Here is a 15972-nt window from a genome sequence, read left to right as displayed (position 1 = left end):
GAACCCCGGGACGCTTACGAATAGCGCGACATCTAAGAGATGATCTTCGCCTGCGCTTGTCCTTGCTCGATGGACCACTGACCTATCCCACGGGCGGCACATAGGCCTCGAGGCCAAACGCCATCAGCACCAGCGACAGCAGGAAGAAACCGACCGCAACGCAAAGCGCAATCCGCGCGAAAATACCATAGACGTCGCGCATGACGGTGCCGAACACCCGCCGCGCAGGATCATCGAGCGGGCGCGACTTCTCGTCGAGATAGAGCCAGATCTCGGTGCGCCTGGGCGCCTTGGTGCCGGCGGTCATCGCTTTCCACATCAGCACCAGCGCCATCATCAGTGTGAGGAAAGCGCCGCTGCGGAATGCCGATACGGGGTTGAAGGAGAAGCCGACCATGACGCATCCGATCGCGAGCGATCCGAACATGACCGCACGCCCGACGCACTCCACGGCGACCCGCCTGATCTCGCGCATTGACACATCCTGGCGATGAACCCGCGCAAGGTGGACCGACGCCCAGGCTGCGCGCAAATCACATTCAGGCGAATACCGCGCGGAAGAGAACCTCGAGGATCGAGCTTCACGGAACGGGCCGGCTTGCCGACATGTTCGGTGAGGCTGTTGGAGCAGCCTTCGACCTGGCGTGCCGGTCGCGCTATGCCGCGGCAGAAAATTGGCCGATATTGTCGGCCCGGGCAACAAGCGGGACATCCGAGCCGGGCATTCAGCAACCTCGCAGGAGCGGACATGAAGCCGGCGACCGGCGCGACACCCCTGATTTCAATGGCGGCGACGGCGGTCGACACCGAGACGACCGGGCTCGACGCCAGCAAGGCCCGTATCCTGCAGATCGGTGCGGTCGGCATCTGGCACGGCAAGATCAAACCGGAACGCCGCTTCGAACTTCTCGTCGATGCCGGCGAAGCTGTGCCGCCTGCGGCTTCCCGCATCCACGGCATTACCGACGACCAGCTCGTCGGCCAGCCGGATTTCACCGCAGCCTGGGACCGGTTCCAGCATTTCACCGGACCACGGGTTCTCGTCGGCCACTCCATCGGCTTCGACCTGGCGGTGATGGAGCGCGAATGCCGGCTTGCGAACCTGCCCTGGACCAAACCGCGTGCGCTATGCGTGCGCCTTCTTGCGGCGGTGGCCAATCCCAGTCTGGCGGACCATTCGCTCGACGCGGTCGCCGCCTGGCTGGGCGTGGAGGTTGCCGGCCGGCACACGGCTCTGGGGGACGCGTTCACGGCTGGCAAGGTCTTCATCGCGCTGCTGCCCGAATTGCGCAAGCGCAACGTCCGGACGCTGGGCGAAGCCGAACTGGCGTGCCTTGCCCTTTCGCGCGATCTTGAAGCCGGCCATCGCGCCGGCTGGAGCGAACCGGTGTCGCGTCCTCAGGCTCCTGTTTTCCAGTCGGTGGATCCTTACGCGTACCGCCACCGCGTCGGCAGCCTCATGAGCACCCCCGCCGTGGTGGTGACATCGGGCCAAACCATGCGGCAGGCCATCGAGCTGATGGTCACGCGAAAGATCAGCTCCCTGCTGGTGTCCGATGCCGGAGAACCGAACCGACCGGTCGCCGACTACGGCATCGTCACCGAGCGCGACGTGATGCGGCGACTGTCCGGCAGCGGCGCGGATGCGCTGGACCTGCCGGTCGGCACCTTCGCCTCCAGGCCGCTCGCCAGCGTGCGCGCCACAGCCTTTGCCTATCGCGCCATCGGGCGCATGGACCGGCTGAAGATACGTCACCTTGCCGTGCGCGACGATGCCGGAACGCTGGTGGGCGTGCTGTCGGCGCGTGACCTGCTGAGGCTGCGTGCCAGCGAAGCGATCAACCTCGACGACCAGATCGAACATGCCACGGGCGCCGCCGAACTGGCGGCGGCATGGGCCACGCTTCCCGGCGTCGTGCGCTCGCTGCTCGCCGAAGCGATCGATCCGCGCATCGTCGCCGAGATCATCTCCGAGGAGTTGCGCGCCATGACCCGCCGCGCCGCCGTGCTGGCGGAGCTTGCCTTGCAGGCGCAGGGTCACGGCGCGCCGCCCTGTCGATACGCCGTGCTGGTGCTCGGCTCCGGCGGACGCGGCGAAAGCCTGCTGGCACCCGACCAGGACAACGCCATCGTCTTCGAGCACGGCGAACCCGATGGTCGGCAAGACCTCTGGTTCAAGATGTTTGGCGAAAAGCTCGCCGATACGCTCGACGCCGCCGGCGTGCCTTACTGCAAGGGCGGCGTCATGGGCCGCAACGCGGCGTTCCGCGGCAGTCTCGAAACGTGGAAGAATCGCGTCGAGGAATGGGTCCGGCGCTCGCGGCCAAACGACCTGCTCAACGTCGACATCGTCTATGATCTGAAGCCCGTGCACGGTGAGGTGGCGTTGAGCGACGCGCTGTTCGACCATGCCTATGCACGCGGCCACGCCGAGCCGGTCTTTGCCAAGCTCCTCGGCGAGCAGATCGTTTCGGACAACCCGTTCACGCTTCTGGGCGGCCTGCGGCTCGACGACGGCCGGCTCGATATCAAGATGCACGGCCTGTTCCCGATCGTTGCGGCGGCACGGACGCTGGCAATTCGCCACGGCATCCGGGCACTGAGCACGCGCGACCGTCTCGAGGCGTTGATCGCCCGCGCTGTCGGCGGCGAGCAGGACATGAAGGCGATGCTGGCCGGCCATGCGTTTCTGATCGGGCTGCTGCTGGATCAACAGATTCGCGACGTCTATGCCGGCGTGCCCGTCTCCAACCGCGTCGACCTGGCCGCAATCCCGCGCGAACAGCAAGGCGAGTTGAAGACGCTGGTCAGGCGCCTTCAGTCCGTGCCGGGGCTGGTGCGCGACCTGATGTTCGCCTGAGGCCCGTCAAGCGCCGGGCGCGCCGAGCAGTTCATCGACGATCGCGGCGCGATCGGCCAGCTCCAGCAGGTCCTCATGCGCTCTCAGGATGTTCATCCGCAGGAAGTTGAAGATGTAGTCATAGTCGTTGGTCAGCAATTCGGGATGGATCGGCACCGCATCGAACACCATCCGCGCCAGCGGATCGGGGATCTCCCGCACCGGCCGCGGCGCTCCGGCCTGCGCTGCCGCCAGTCTGCCGCGCACCAGGGCGGCCGCGTCCTCCCAGAAGGTCCCAGGCGAGCCGTCGGGAACAGGGTGCTTTGCAAAACTCATGCGGGCGACCCGCTCGATCGCTGTCTCCAGACCGCGCTGACGCCCGGCTGCAACCTCGCGCAGCGACCCTTCAACCATCTCCGCGACCATGGCGTAGCACGGCGGGTAGGCCCGCCAGCGCGCCTGATCGAGCGCGGTCTGGAACTCCTTTTCGCTGAACAGCTTCTGCCAGAACACGCCCGCCCGCACGCGGCAGAATTCGACGATGCACTTCTGCGCCAGGAACGAGGCGCGCGCATCCATGAAATCTGCCAGGTCGGCGGTACCGTGGATCGGCGTGGCCTTGCGGAGAAATCCCGGAAGAAGACCATCGAGAAGGCCCATTGCAATATTCCCTTCGTCTGCCGCGTGCTGCCAAGCGTTAGCCTTCGCGACACCTCTTAGCCAGCCCGCCGAACCGATTCTAAAGTCGAATAACGGGCAGTTGCAAATACAGCTAGAGTTCAAGCAGCGTCGGCTGAGTCCATCATGACGCCGACGCTCGCCAGATTCCCGTTTGCGGGAGCTTGGCGACTTGCTGAACGGCCGGTTGGTCGGGGAGAATCTGCACAGGCTGTAAATCAAGGGAGGGATCAACGCGATGGCGACGCCGGACCGCGTAAGCTACTGGAATAAGACCCGCAGTCTCATGTTTCTTATGCTTGGGCTGTGGTTTTTCTTCGGATATGTCATCCACTTCTTCGTCGGCCCACTCAACAATATCGTCATTCTGGGCTTCCCGCTGGGCTTCTACATGGCCGCGCAGGGTTCGCTCATTGCTTTCGTCGTGATGCTCTTCTGGTTTGCACGCAAGCAGAACGGCATCGACGAAGAGCACGGTGTGTCGGAAGAGTGAGGGGGGAACCATGGCAACGACGACAACCAGCGGCGGCGGAGATTTCGTCTCCAATCTAGGCCGCATCTACGGAATCTACACCGGAGGCTTCATAGCCTTCGTCATCCTCATGGCGATCCTGAGCGCCGCCGGCGTGCCGAACTACATCATCGGCTACATGTTCGTCGGCTTCACCATCCTGATCTATGCCGTCATCGGCATTCTGTCGCGGACCATGCAGGTCGGCGAATATTATGTCGCCGGCCGCCGCGTGCCTGCGATCTACAACGGCATGGCGACAGGTGCGGACTGGATGTCGGGCGCCTCATTCGTCGGCATGGCCGGTACGCTTTACCTGCTCGGCTATGACGGCCTCGCCTTCGTCCTGGGCTGGACCGGCGGCTATGTTCTGGTCGCGATTCTGGTCGCGCCATATCTGCGCAAATTTGGCGCCTATACGGTGCCCGACTTCCTTTCGGCGCGCTATGGCGGCAATCTTGCCCGCTTCATCGGCGTGATCGTGCTGTTTTCGTGCTCTTTCACCTATGTCGTCGCGCAGGTCTATGCGACCGGCATCATCTCGGCCCGCTTCCTCGGCCTCGACTTCAACGTCGCGGTCTATGTCGGCCTTGCCGGCATTCTGGTCTGCTCCATGCTTGGCGGCATGCGTGCAGTCACCTGGACGCAGGTTGCCCAATACATCGTGCTGATCATCGCCTACCTCATTCCGGCGATCTGGATGTCCACGGTCAAGACCGGCGTCCCCATCCCGCAGCTCATGCAGGGCACGGCGCTGGCCAACATCACCGCGCTCGAAACCGCGCAGGGCATCGCGGTCCACCACATCACGCCGTTCGTCCACGGCGGCTACAACGCGCTCAACTTCTTCCTGCTCATCCTGTGCCTGATGGTCGGCACCGCTTCGCTGCCGCATGTGCTGATGCGCTACTTCACCACGCCTTCGGTGCGTGAGGCGCGCGTCTCGGTGGCATGGTCGCTGCTGTTCATCTTCATCCTCTACTTCACGGCGCCGGCCTATGCCGCTTTCGCCAAGTGGACCATGCTCGACCTGGTGGCTTCCGGCCTGACGCCGGACAACATCGCCGAGAAGGCGGGATGGATGATGCGCTGGGCCGCAGCCGACAACGCGCTGGTGCAGATCTGCGGCAAGGCTGCCATCGACGCAGCCGCCATCGCCGCAGCCTGCGCGGAACAGGGTGTGACCAATATCGGCTTTGCCAACATCAACCTCAATGCCGACATGATCGTGCTTGCCACGCCGGAAATGGCAGGCATGCCCTATGTCATTTCGGGCCTTGTCGCAGCCGGCGGTCTCGCAGCCGCGCTGTCGACGGCCGACGGCCTGCTTCTGGCCATCGCCAACGCGCTCAGCCACGACATCTACTACAAGATGATCGACCAGAACGCACCGACGGCGCGCCGCCTGGTGGTGTCGCGCGTGCTTCTGGTGCTGGTGGCGATCGCGGCGGCCTACGTCGCCTCGACCAAGCCTGCCGACATCCTGGCCATGGTGTCCTGGGCGTTCTCGCTTGCGGCGGCAGGCCTCTTCCCGGCGCTGGTTCTCGGCGTCTGGTGGAAGCGTGCCAATTCGGCGGGGGCGATTGCCGGCATGATCGCAGGCTTCGGCATCTGCCTCTACTATCTGCTGGGCACCCGCTATGGCGCGGTCGGCTTCGTGGAGATGTGGAGCGGCCTGTCGACGGCAACGGCCGAGCAGTTGGCCAAGTTCGAGGAGCTCAAAGCCGCCTTTGCGGCCGCTGCCCCCGATGCTCAGGCAGCCGCCTGGGCGGCGTTCGACAAGCATGCGCAGTCGATCGCGAACTGGGGCGGGGTGAAGAACCTGTCGGCGGCGGCGTTCGGCCTGCCCGTCGGCTTCGCGGTCATGTATGTCGTCTCGCGCCTGACCAAGGAGCCGTCACACGAGCTGCAGGAGTTCATCGAGGAGATCCGTGTTCCTCGCGGCAAGACGATCATGGAAGAAAAGACAGCCTGATCATCGCATCGGACGTCAGGGGAGGGGTCCGGACAGGACCCCTCTTTCTTTTTTTCGCGATGCCGCTATGGCTCGCATGACCGCCCCATGATCCCCCCCATGATCCCCATTGGACCGCGTGCATGAACGAATTCTGGAGCTACTGGTATTTCCACCTGCCCAATTTCGTGTTGGCAGCAGTGATGTACACATTGATCGGGCGGCTGGTTCTCGGTTTTTTCGTGCCGGAGAACTGGGACAACTTCATCTGGCGCGGCTTCCGCTTCGTCACGGACCATGTGGTGCGCGCCGTGCGCTACCTCACGCCTGAAGTGTTGGCCCAGCCGGTCGTGCTGATCTTCGCTGCACTGTGGCTGATGGCGCTGCGGCTTGGCTATTTCATGATGCTCTTCAACGCCGGGCTGGCACCCGGCGCAACGGCGGGGAACTGAGACATGGAACGCACGGGTCTGGTTCCGGTGATGGCGATCGCCATCGTCAACGGTATCTTCTCCCCCTGGGTGCTTGTGCTTTTCGTGCTGTACCCGGTCTGGTACCCATCCTGGGCGCCACCGACCAGCCAGTTCGTCTACATGGCGAGCGCGCTCATCCTGTCGACGCTCACCCTGATGGTGGCAGGCGTTCCGGCCGCACTCTACGAACGCCTTTCGGCGCGCCCCCAAAGCGTCGTCGTTGCGTCGATCTGGCTGGGATGCGCAGCGCTTCTCACACTGCCTGCCGTGCCCAACATCATGCGGGCCCTGGCCGGCTGATCCGATCGCGCAGCGACCCACGCATTTGAGTTGGGGTCATGACATCCCCGGCACGACAGAGTGTTCGCAACGCGCATCGGAAGTTGGTACGACCGACACAGATCCGAAACTCATGGCGTTGCAGACAGCAAGAACCATCGGCATCGCGCGTCTGGCGATTGTCTGTTCGCATTGATACGCTACGCCGGGCGGACCGCCCATGGCGATGGTCATGAAATCTACGCGTGAACACAGCCGACATCACTGTCGAAACCCGTGAACCAGGGAGCGGTATCCCAGTTGCACGACCCCGACGTCAAACATCTGGGAAGATGAGTTGGCAGCCCATGAACAGACAGGAATTATTATGGTTCTTGCTGCTTGTGGCCACCGGACTGGCCATCGCATCGTTGGTCATATCGCCCTTGCAATAACACAGGCTCCTCGTCCACAACCTCTCCGGCGGCGAATCCGGATCGAACGGCAAGGTGGCAATGGCGGCGGGATGCGCCGTCGCCACTGCGGTCGGAGGTCCGGCAACTCAATGCCCAGTGAGGGCTGCGAGACGCGTCTCTGCCGTGCTTGCCATCAGCAAGCGCTTTCATCAAAGGAACGTCCGGTAAGTGGAACGAGTACGGAGAGCAGCCGTCGCATGCCCGCCTCCAGGATCGTTCTCGAAGTGCCGAGGTTGATGCGGATGTGGTTCTCTCCACCAGGCCCCATCGGCTCGCCGTAGGTCACGACGAGCTTCGCCTGCCTTTCAATCAGCGGCTCATAGACGGCCTTCGGCGTGTTGAGCCTGGAGAGATCCAGCCAGGCGAAGTATGCTGCTTCGGCGACCGGAACCGTGACCTCGGGCAGGAATGACCGGATCAAATCCGTGACGTATGCGTGATTGCCGGCAATATGGTGCATCAGCGCGTGGCTCCAATCGTCACAATCCCGGAACGCCACTTCGGCAGCGGCGTATCCAAGTGCGCTGCCACCATACTGTAGATTGGCGCGCAGCAAGCCGCGCCGGAAGGCATCCCGCAGGACCGGGTTCGGGGTGACAACGATGGAATGCTTCAGTCCGGTGAGATTGAAGGGCTTGCTTGGTGAGAACAGGCAATAGGAATTCATCGCAGCCCATTCTGAAACCGCTGCAAAGGGTGTGAATTCCGTTCCCTCATACAGCATCCCGCTGTAGACCTCGTCGGAAACCACGATGACTCCGCGTTCGGAGCATATGCGTGCCAGCTCCTTCAGCTCGTCGCGAGTCCAGACCCGACCAACCGGATTGTGCGGGCTGCAGAGCAACAACAACTTTGTTCGGTCAGTAATGCAGGCCTCAAGCCCGGCAAAATCCATCTCGTATGTGCCGCCGCGATTGATCAGCTGATTGGCGACGGGCACGCGGTCGTTGGCCTTCACGATCTCCGCAAAAACGTGGTGGACGGGTGGCTGGTAGATGATCTCGTCGCCGGCCTGGGTCAGTTCCATGATAATCGAGTGCATCGATGGATAAATCGCGACACACGCGTCGATCCACGTCTTCTCCACCTGCCATCCAAAACGTCTGCTCAGATAGCCCGTGACCGCGTCGTAGTAGCTGGGTCGTCTCAGAGGATAACCAAAATGGCCGGCTTCGACCGCACGATGCAGCGCTTCGACGACGGCCGGTGGCGACCGGAAATCCAGATCGGCGGTTCCAAACGAGAAAAGGTCTTTGTCGCCCAGTCGGTCGATTTCCATCTCCCACTTGAGGGTGCTGAGAGCTGACCGATCTATCGCCTTGCTGAAGTCATGGAGCGATTGCTCGGATGCAGACCGAGCAGCTTTTGCGGACATGGGGTCTCCTTGCCCCGTGGTTTCACGGGGTCGATATCTGGTTGCTTATGGAAGCGGACTACTTGACGCGCGCCAGGAACTCGCGGAGGCGTTGTGATTGCGGATTTGCAATCATTTCTTTTGGAACGCCACGCTCGACAACCACGCCACCGTCCATGAAAACGAGTTGGTCGGCGACTTCTGACGCGAAGCCGATTTCGTGGGTAACCACCACCATGGTCATGCCGTCCCGCGCCAAATCCTTCATGACGGCAAGAACCTCCCCAACGAGTTCGGGATCGAGCGCCGAAGTCGGCTCGTCGAAGAGAATGACCTTGGGCCGCATGGCAAGCGCCCGAGCTATCGCCACGCGTTGTTGCTGCCCACCAGAAAGCTGTCGTGGATAAGCGTCACACTTCTCGGCCAGACCAACCTTGCCAAGCAGATGGACCGCCCGCTCCGTGGCAGATTTGACCGATTCACCCCGGACATGGACTGGTGCCTCGATGACGTTCTGCAGGACGGTCAGATGGCCGAAAAGGTTGAACTGCTGGAACACCATGCCGACCTCGGCACGACGGCGGCAGATTGCGCTGTCTGGCAGTTCATGGAGCCGGTCTTGCCTGAGCTCGTACCCTATGAAGTCCCCATCCACGAGGAGCAGGCCGCCATCGATCTTCTCCAGATGGTTGATGCATCGCAAGAACGTGCTCTTGCCCGAACCCGAAGGCCCGATGATGCAGGCGACGCTGCCTGTCGGGACGCTCAGGCTGACGTCTTTAAGCACTTCGAGGGACCCGAAGGATTTTCGGACGCCTTCGGCATAGACCATGACATTCTGGTCGATACCAAAGCGGCCGTGATGTGTCCTTGAAACAGTCATTGTGTGACCCTCCTGCGAACGGAGAAGGCATTGCCGAATGTTGCTTTCAGCATGCCCTTGCCTTGCCGGGTGGCATTGTCCCGGGAGAAATAGCGTTCCAGGTAAAACTGGCCGATCGACATGATCGCCACGACAATGAGGTACCAAAAGGTTACAACCAGCAACAGCGGTATGGTCTCGAAGGTACGGGCGTAGATGGATTGCGCCGAATAAAGCAGGTCACCCACCGCAACGACGCTGACCAGCGAAGTGGTCTTGAGCAGGTTGATCGTCTCGTTGCCGGATGGAGGGATGATTACTCGCATGGCTTGGGGGATGATGATGCGGCGCATCAACAGGCTCGGCTTCATCCCGAGGCACAGAGCCGCTTCCCGCTGGCCTTGGTTGACCGACTGCAGGCCGTTGCGGATGATTTCCGCCATGTAGCCGGATTCGTGGAGCGAAAGGCCGACGACGGCCGCGACCAGAGGCGTCATGACGTCGTTGGTCGAAATGGAAAAAATGGTGCCAAGACCAGGCAGCCAAAGCTCGAAGCGCGGAACGATCAGCGCCAGATTGTACCAGAGTATGAGCTGGACCAGCGCCGGCGTTCCCCGGAAGAACCAGACGAACACTTTTGCCGGCGTTGAAAGCAGCCGGCTCGGCGACAAGATCATAAGTGCCGCAATCGTGCCCAGGACAACGGCGATCACCATCACCAGAGCGGTCACGATGAGGGTCACCAGGAGACCATTCATGATCAGCGGATTGAAGAGATAGCTTCCGGCGATGGGCCATTGCAGCTTGGGGTTCATTGCCGCGCTGCGAACTGCCAGCGCGAGAAGCGACAGTACAAGAATGATCGCCGCGAGGCGGAACGGGTGGGGCAGCGGAACCACTTTAAGCTTGGCAATTGCCGCAGAGTTTTGATCGTTTTTCATGGGTGTCGCACAGCTCTCCCCGCCCGGCGGTCGAGGCCACCGGGCGTTCAGTCGATCTCGGATGAGAAATGGCGGTTAGTGGTTCAGTTGAGAGACGTCGGTATAGATGACCGGCGCGTCCAGGGACGACTTGCCCATGTTGTAACTGTCGAGCAGCTTTTTATAGGTGCCGTTCGCCATCAATTCCTTGAGGACGGCATCCACCATGGCTGCCGTAGCCTTGTCTCCCTTCGGGACCGCGATCCCAAGCGGTGACGGATAGTAGCTGTCGCCGGTAACGACGAGCTGCCCCTTGCTCGTTTTCTCAAAATAGCCTGTGGCCGTCGAGTCATCCAACCAGGCCTCGGCGCGACCTGAAAGCACCGCAGCGATGCTGTCCTTTGGCTCCGGATAGATCTGCTTGTTGATCTCCGGCAGGCTGGCGGCCTTGCAATCGGCCGAGATCCGGTCGGCAGCGATATCGCCGGAAGTGCCGGTCTGAACCGCGACAGCGTGCCCGCAAAGGTCAAGCTTCTTTGTGAATTTGTCCTTGTCCTCCGGCTTCACCGTTGCCACGGAGCCGGTTTCCATGAAGGAGATGAAGTCCACCTGCTTCAAACGCTCAGGCAGCACCGTGAAGGTGGTCCAGGCCATCGTTGCGCGCCCCGATGCGAGAGCCGGAATCTGCGAGGCGAAGGGAATTGTGACGACTTCCAGCTTCACCCCCATCAGGTCGGCAGCGGCCTGAGCCATCTCAATGTCCAGGCCAGCCGGCTTTCCGGAGGCGTCAGTGAACTCGAAGGGGGCGTAGGCGAGCGAACTGGCGATTGTGAGCTTGCCACTGGTCTTGACGGCATCCGTTACGGGAATGTCGGCAGCAAAGCTGCTGATGGTCGAAAATGCCGAGAGCGCAAGAACCACGCCACTCGTTGTAAGGCTACGCTTCATTGGTTCCTCCCTGTTTGAACCGTGGCCTACGGATAGCAGTCGCCTGCATGATCGGTGAAATTGATAATGTGACATAAGACTATGCATGTCATGCATAGTGCCGTCGTGAAACAGCCCATCAGGGGCCAACGCCTGGCGCACGCCTATTGTTGAGATTGACGGCCGCCGGAAATGTTCAGGCGTCCATACGCCGCTTCTTTCAATGCCCGCTGAACCTCTGTCGTGGCGATGATCAGGCTTCGCAGCCAGGCATGTCCCGCATCGGCCTCCAAACCACGTTCGTAAATCATGGAGACCCGAACGTCCGGGAGAGGGAACGGGGCCGGAACGATCTTGGTCTCGGTTTCTTCGGAGACCGCGAAAATGAAGTTGTCGCCAAAAACCGTTATGAGAGGCGTGTCCTTGATGATCCAAGGCGCTACGAGATAGTGCGGAATGGTAGCGACAACCTTCCGTTTGAGGCCAAGGCCTCTCAGGACGATATCGGCAACGCCATCCGCCTTGCCGTCTGCAGAGATCTGAAGATGAGGCGAAGACAGGTAGCGCTCTTGGGTGAAATCATCCAGCAGGCCATTTCCTTTCCAGCCGGCACAGACCATCTTGTGCGTCGATAGTTGCACGACTGTAATCTGGTCACTCTTGAGCGAAAAGTTGCCGAGCACCGCGCACTCGATTTGCTTGGATTTCAACAAGTCGAGGACTTCAGCCTCTCTGGTGTGCAAGACGTTGAGTGTGGCATTTGGCGCCTGAGCCGAGAAGTTCTGGATGAGGCTCGGAAGGATCGTAACGGCCGAGGAATCCGAGAGGCCGATCCTGAAGTTTCTGAATGTGCTTGCCGGCTCGAAATTCAAATGCCTTTCGACGACCTGACGAATGTCAGACAGCGCGCGAGTGAGAACAGCAGCCAGTTCTTTCGCCCGAGGCGTCGGCTCCATCACCCCTGAATCGCGAGAAAACAATTCGTCCTTGAAGATATGCCGCAACCTGGAAAGTGAATGGCTTGTGGCCGACTGCGTCCGACCAAGCAGTTCCGCCGCCTTTGTGACGCTACGCTCCTGCATCAATGCGTCGAACGTACGAAGCAGATTCAGATCGATTTGATTCAAGGAGAACGCGTGTGGGCTCGGAGGCATCTCACAACATCACGAATTTCAGCTCCGGCGACTTATACATACATACGAAAAATGTGCGCTACGATCACGATAATTAAGAAGCGGGGTTACCGCAGGTCCTCACCGCCAGGCACGATTGCCGATTTCCGTGCCGGGCTGAATCCAGCGTCCGCTTACATCATTTGCTCGCCAAAAGCAGCCGGGCAGAAAACCACTCCGCACCGGTCATCTTCACTATCTCGGCAGCGTGAGATAGCTGCGCAGGCTGCCGAGGCGGCGCGCATTTGCTCTGCGTCGGCTCTTGGAGCCGGTTTGCCTACTCCAACGGCCACACTTCGACGACGCCATGCGCAACGGCACAGGGAACGCCTGAGATCTTCTTGACCGCTTCCGCCATATCCGCAGCCTCGATGATGGCGAAGCCGGCAACCGGCAAGGCCGACGACATGAATGGGCCATCCCGCGTCTCCGGACCCGCCGCTTCGGGATTGCGCACCTGCATGGGCGCACCGGCGATTCCGATCAATGCGCCCTCCGCGCGCAGCATTGCATCCTGCGCGTGGGCGGCGTCGCGGACGGGTTGTGAGGTCCGGTCATATCCGGCCTGGTCGCCATATCCGATGGTGAGGAATTTCGGCATGGTGTCGTCTCCTTCTGGGGGGCTGCGGCACAACAGGCGGCCCGCAGACGATCCAAGTCGGTATGCTGAGGTGCTTCGGAGCGTCACAAATCTGATTGCATAATGCAACCTGTTTTATCGCGACACATGGAATCGACCTTCACCGAGCCGCCGGTGTCGCGCGACAAGGAGGGGCGGGCTGACCTTTTCATGCATTCCGAGGACGCGGCAGCCCTCGGGATCACCACAGGCGACCGGGTCGAGATCGGCAAGATGCGCGGCGAGGTCGTGCTGCATGCCCGCCTGTTCGACAAGATCAAGCGCGGCGTCGTCATGGCCAGACTTCAAAGGCGCCATGCGCCACCGCGCAGGGCACCTGCGAAACCTTTTCGATTGCTGCGGCCAGATCGGCGGCCTCGATGATGGCGAAGCCCGCAATCGGCAAGGCCGACGACATGAACGGTCCGTCGCGGGTTTGCAGGTCGCGGGCCTCTGGATTGCGGACCTGCACCGGTTTCCGGCAATGCCGATGACAGCGCCTTCGGACCGCAGTTTCGAAAGCAAGAAGTCGGCTCTTGACCGGAAATCGCCTGACTCATCCTCACCCCGCAAGAAGGCCGCGGAGGCGATTGAGGTGCGCATGAAAGCCATGGAAATCAGATCGCGCCAAGGTCACTATCTCCATAGTAAATGGCGTAGGCAATTTCCAATCGACGTAGCCAGTTCATGTCGGATGATACCGTCCAGTTGCTTCGCGCCGAGTGGCGGGCCGATGACCACCACGGCCTAGCCGGCGTTGGCCCGTGAGGGTCACTCTTGGCATGAAACGTCTCAGAGAGCGGCGGCGCGGGTGCGATCAGGTGGCGCGATTGCGCGCGTTTCTAGATGCTTGCGCAACAGACAGAAGCCAGTCTGTAAACAAGCCGGCGTCTGGATGCGTGCTATTGCCTGCGGGCTCAACCAGGTAAAAAGCCTCATCAATCGGCAGGGCGAGGGCAAACGGCGTGATAAGCCGTCCTGAAGCCAAAGCATGTTCGGCCAGCGATTTGCGCCCAAGCGCGATACCTCCGCCGTGCGCCGCCAGTTCAAATGCTGTCAGCGACGTGTCCAGATGGAGGCCGCTGCCGGCGTCGATCTCAGGAGCTCCGGCTGCCTTCAGCCAGATGCCCCAGCCCTCATGGTAGCCGAGCACATGCAGGAGCCTGTGGTTGCGCAGATCGTCGGTCTCTCGCAATAGGCTTGAAGGGGCGCAGAGTGGGGTAATCGTCTCCCATGTCAGGCGATGGCTATTGAACCCCGGCCACCGCCCGTTGCCATATTGGATGTCGAGGTCGAAATCTTCGGTGTCGAAGGCATCTTTCCAGACGCTGGATAAAAGGCGGATGGTCTTGCCCGGATATCGATTCAGATAGTCGGGCAGGCGTGGGGCAAGCCAGTTGACGGCGAAGGAAACCGCGCAGCGTAGGGTCAGGACGCTGCTACGGCGCTGGCCAAAGACCTCTCGCGTGCCGATGGCTAGACGCTCCATTGCATCCTGGATCTTGGGCAGATAGGCGGCGCCGGACTTGGTCAGCTCCAACCCGCGCGGTCGGCGGATGAACAAGGGCCGCCGCACATATTGCTCCAGCGCCTTCACGTGTTTTGAGACGGCAGCTTGAGTGAGATGCAATTCGGCAGCCGCCTGTGTGAAGCTCAGCGTCCGGGCCGAGGCCTCGAAGGCGCGGAGCCAGGTCAGGGGAGGGAGATCCAGATTCATCACAGCCTCAAAACGCAGATATAACTATTTGTATAGGCATTGCCCCCGAATACGTCGTTTGACCAATGCGCGCCAGAGGCGTCTCTGGGAGCATCCAGGGAGGTTTCATGTTCAATGTGTTTCCATCGGCGCGCCTGCGCCCATCGCCCTTTTACGCCAGCGCGGTTGCCGAAGGCATGACCGCTGCCAGCATCTACAACCGCATGATCATGCCGACCTCCTATGGCGACCCGGAGGCGGAATATTGGCGTCTGATCAACGGGGTCTCGCAATGGGATGTGGGGGTTGAGCGCCAGGTGCAGCTGAAGGGCCCGGACGCCGGGCGGCTGGCGCAGATCCTGTCGCCGCGCAATCTTTCGACCTGCCAGGTGGGACAGGGAAAATATGTGCCGCTGTGCAATCACCGGGGCACGATCATCAATGACCCGATCCTGTTGAAGCTGGCCGACGACCTCTACTGGTTCTCGATCGCCGACAGCGACATCTGGCTCTGGGCCGGGGCCATCGCCGCCGAGCGCGGCCTGAATGTGGAGGTCAGCGAACCCGACGTCTCGCCGATGGCCCTGCAGGGCCCCAAGGCCGAGGATGTCGTGGCCCATGTGCTGGGCGACTGGATACGGGGCCTGAGATACTTCTGGTTCCGCGAAACCGAGATCAAGGGCATCCCCGTTGCGGTGCAGCGCTCGGGCTGGTCGAAGCAAGGCGGCTTCGAGATCTACCTGAAGGATGGCAAATGCGGCACCGAGTTGTGGAACATCTTCAAGGACGCAGGCCGCCCCTGGGGTATCGGGCCCGGTGCGCCAGCCACTGCGGAACGTACCGAAAGCGGTCTCATATCGGTCGGCGGGGACACGGACGAGGCGACGAACCCGTTCGAAGTGCGTCTGGGCAAATATGTGGACCTTGACGTGCCCGACGACGTGGTGGGAATTCAGGCCCTGCGCCGGATCAAGGCCGAAGGAATAAGGCGACATCAGCTGGGCCTGGTGCTGGAGGGCGAGGCGCCCGCGCCGCTCGGTTTCCACCGCGAGCAGATCACCCGAAATGGCCAGTGCATCGGAATGATGACGAACTGCGTCTGGTCGCCGCGCATGAAAGCCAACATCGGTTATGCGCTGGTCGACGCAGGCGTTCCCACCGGCGAAACGGTGCAGGTTCTGCGCGATCATGGTCCGGTTGCCGCTAGGTTGGTCGATCTTCCTTTCCTCTGAG

General features: G+C 61.5%; 16 protein-coding genes and 1 pseudogene. 7 read left to right on the top strand and 10 right to left on the bottom strand.

The window, feature by feature from the left end:
• Positions 1–82: 82 nt before the first annotated feature.
• Positions 83–475 (bottom strand): hypothetical protein, encoded by a 393-nt coding sequence (locus tag H5P29_RS23315; protein WP_154385113.1) that lies wholly within the window; start codon positions 473–475, stop codon positions 83–85.
• Positions 476–748: 273 nt separating this feature from the next.
• Between H5P29_RS23315 and H5P29_RS23310 the strand changes: the two genes are divergently transcribed.
• On the top strand, positions 749–2860 hold the full coding sequence (locus tag H5P29_RS23310; protein WP_154385114.1) for a DUF294 nucleotidyltransferase-like domain-containing protein: 2112 nt from the start codon (positions 749–751) through the stop codon (positions 2858–2860).
• A 6-nt stretch (positions 2861–2866) separates the two neighbouring features.
• On the opposite strand, the gene H5P29_RS23305 is transcribed toward H5P29_RS23310, so the two are convergent.
• The gene (locus H5P29_RS23305) at positions 2867–3499 is read right to left on the bottom strand and encodes a hypothetical protein (RefSeq protein ID WP_154385115.1); all 633 of its coding nucleotides are present in this window, start codon (positions 3497–3499) and stop codon (positions 2867–2869) included.
• A 256-nt stretch (positions 3500–3755) separates the two neighbouring features.
• On the opposite strand from H5P29_RS23305, the gene H5P29_RS23300 reads away from it, so the two are divergent.
• The 4 genes from H5P29_RS23300 (at position 3756) to H5P29_RS23285 (ending at position 6755) form a co-directional block, all read left to right on the top strand.
• Positions 3756–4010, top strand: coding sequence for a DUF4212 domain-containing protein (locus H5P29_RS23300; RefSeq protein ID WP_067963983.1), 255 nt, complete (start codon positions 3756–3758; stop codon positions 4008–4010).
• Positions 4011–4020: 10 nt separating this feature from the next.
• A complete protein-coding gene (locus H5P29_RS23295; RefSeq protein WP_154385116.1) occupies positions 4021–6003 on the top strand; it encodes a sodium:solute symporter family protein in 1983 nt (660 codons plus the stop codon).
• Between the two features lie 122 nt (positions 6004–6125).
• Positions 6126–6434: a YggT family protein gene (locus H5P29_RS23290; RefSeq protein WP_154385117.1), complete on the top strand. Its 309-nt coding sequence runs from the start codon at positions 6126–6128 to the stop codon at positions 6432–6434.
• A 3-nt stretch (positions 6435–6437) separates the two neighbouring features.
• Positions 6438–6755, top strand: a complete 318-nt coding sequence (locus H5P29_RS23285) for a hypothetical protein (protein ID WP_154385118.1) — start codon at positions 6438–6440, stop codon at positions 6753–6755.
• 567 nt (positions 6756–7322) lie between these two features.
• Here the strand turns inward: H5P29_RS23285 and H5P29_RS23280 are convergent.
• From H5P29_RS23280 to H5P29_RS23255, 6 genes are all read right to left on the bottom strand, one after another.
• Positions 7323–8564, bottom strand: coding sequence for a MalY/PatB family protein (locus tag H5P29_RS23280; RefSeq protein ID WP_246670756.1), 1242 nt, complete (start codon positions 8562–8564; stop codon positions 7323–7325).
• Positions 8565–8622: 58 nt separating this feature from the next.
• Positions 8623–9426: an amino acid ABC transporter ATP-binding protein gene (locus tag H5P29_RS23275; protein WP_067963972.1), complete on the bottom strand. Its 804-nt coding sequence runs from the start codon at positions 9424–9426 to the stop codon at positions 8623–8625.
• Positions 9423–10346, bottom strand: coding sequence for an amino acid ABC transporter permease (locus H5P29_RS23270; protein WP_154385119.1), 924 nt, complete (start codon positions 10344–10346; stop codon positions 9423–9425). The genes H5P29_RS23275 and H5P29_RS23270 overlap by 4 nt, the downstream gene beginning before the upstream one ends.
• Before the next feature lie 75 nt (positions 10347–10421).
• Positions 10422–11273 carry an ABC transporter substrate-binding protein gene (locus tag H5P29_RS23265; RefSeq protein ID WP_154385120.1) on the bottom strand — a complete coding sequence of 284 codons (852 nt, stop codon included), beginning with the start codon at positions 11271–11273 and terminating at the stop codon, positions 10422–10424.
• 143 nt (positions 11274–11416) lie between these two features.
• Positions 11417–12379, bottom strand: a complete 963-nt coding sequence (locus tag H5P29_RS23260; RefSeq protein ID WP_246670757.1) for a LysR family transcriptional regulator — start codon at positions 12377–12379, stop codon at positions 11417–11419.
• A 322-nt stretch (positions 12380–12701) separates the two neighbouring features.
• Positions 12702–13025 carry a YciI family protein gene (locus tag H5P29_RS23255; protein WP_154385122.1) on the bottom strand — a complete coding sequence of 108 codons (324 nt, stop codon included), beginning with the start codon at positions 13023–13025 and terminating at the stop codon, positions 12702–12704.
• Positions 13026–13127: 102 nt separating this feature from the next.
• On the opposite strand from H5P29_RS23255, the pseudogene H5P29_RS32655 reads away from it, so the two are divergent.
• A pseudogene (locus tag H5P29_RS32655) lies at positions 13128–13286 on the top strand (molybdopterin dinucleotide binding domain-containing protein); the annotation flags it as partial.
• 49 nt (positions 13287–13335) lie between these two features.
• On the opposite strand, the gene H5P29_RS32650 reads toward H5P29_RS32655, so the two are convergent.
• Complete coding sequence (locus H5P29_RS32650; protein WP_246670764.1) at positions 13336–13461, bottom strand: hypothetical protein; 126 nt, start codon at positions 13459–13461, stop codon at positions 13336–13338.
• 399 nt (positions 13462–13860) lie between these two features.
• Positions 13861–14760, bottom strand: coding sequence for a LysR substrate-binding domain-containing protein (locus H5P29_RS23240; protein ID WP_154385124.1), 900 nt, complete (start codon positions 14758–14760; stop codon positions 13861–13863).
• 107 nt (positions 14761–14867) lie between these two features.
• Here H5P29_RS23240 and H5P29_RS23235 point away from each other — a divergent pair, with 107 nt between their 5' ends.
• Positions 14868–15971, top strand: a complete 1104-nt coding sequence (locus H5P29_RS23235; protein WP_154385125.1) for a glycine cleavage T C-terminal barrel domain-containing protein — start codon at positions 14868–14870, stop codon at positions 15969–15971.
• Position 15972 lies beyond the last annotated feature (1 nt).

This window comes from Aminobacter sp. MDW-2 (genome assembly GCF_014250155.1).
In the GTDB taxonomy this organism is placed as follows: domain Bacteria; phylum Pseudomonadota; class Alphaproteobacteria; order Rhizobiales; family Rhizobiaceae; genus Aminobacter; species Aminobacter ciceronei.
Note: the sequence above shows the minus strand (reverse complement) of the source record. Positions and strands in the feature narration are given on the sequence as shown.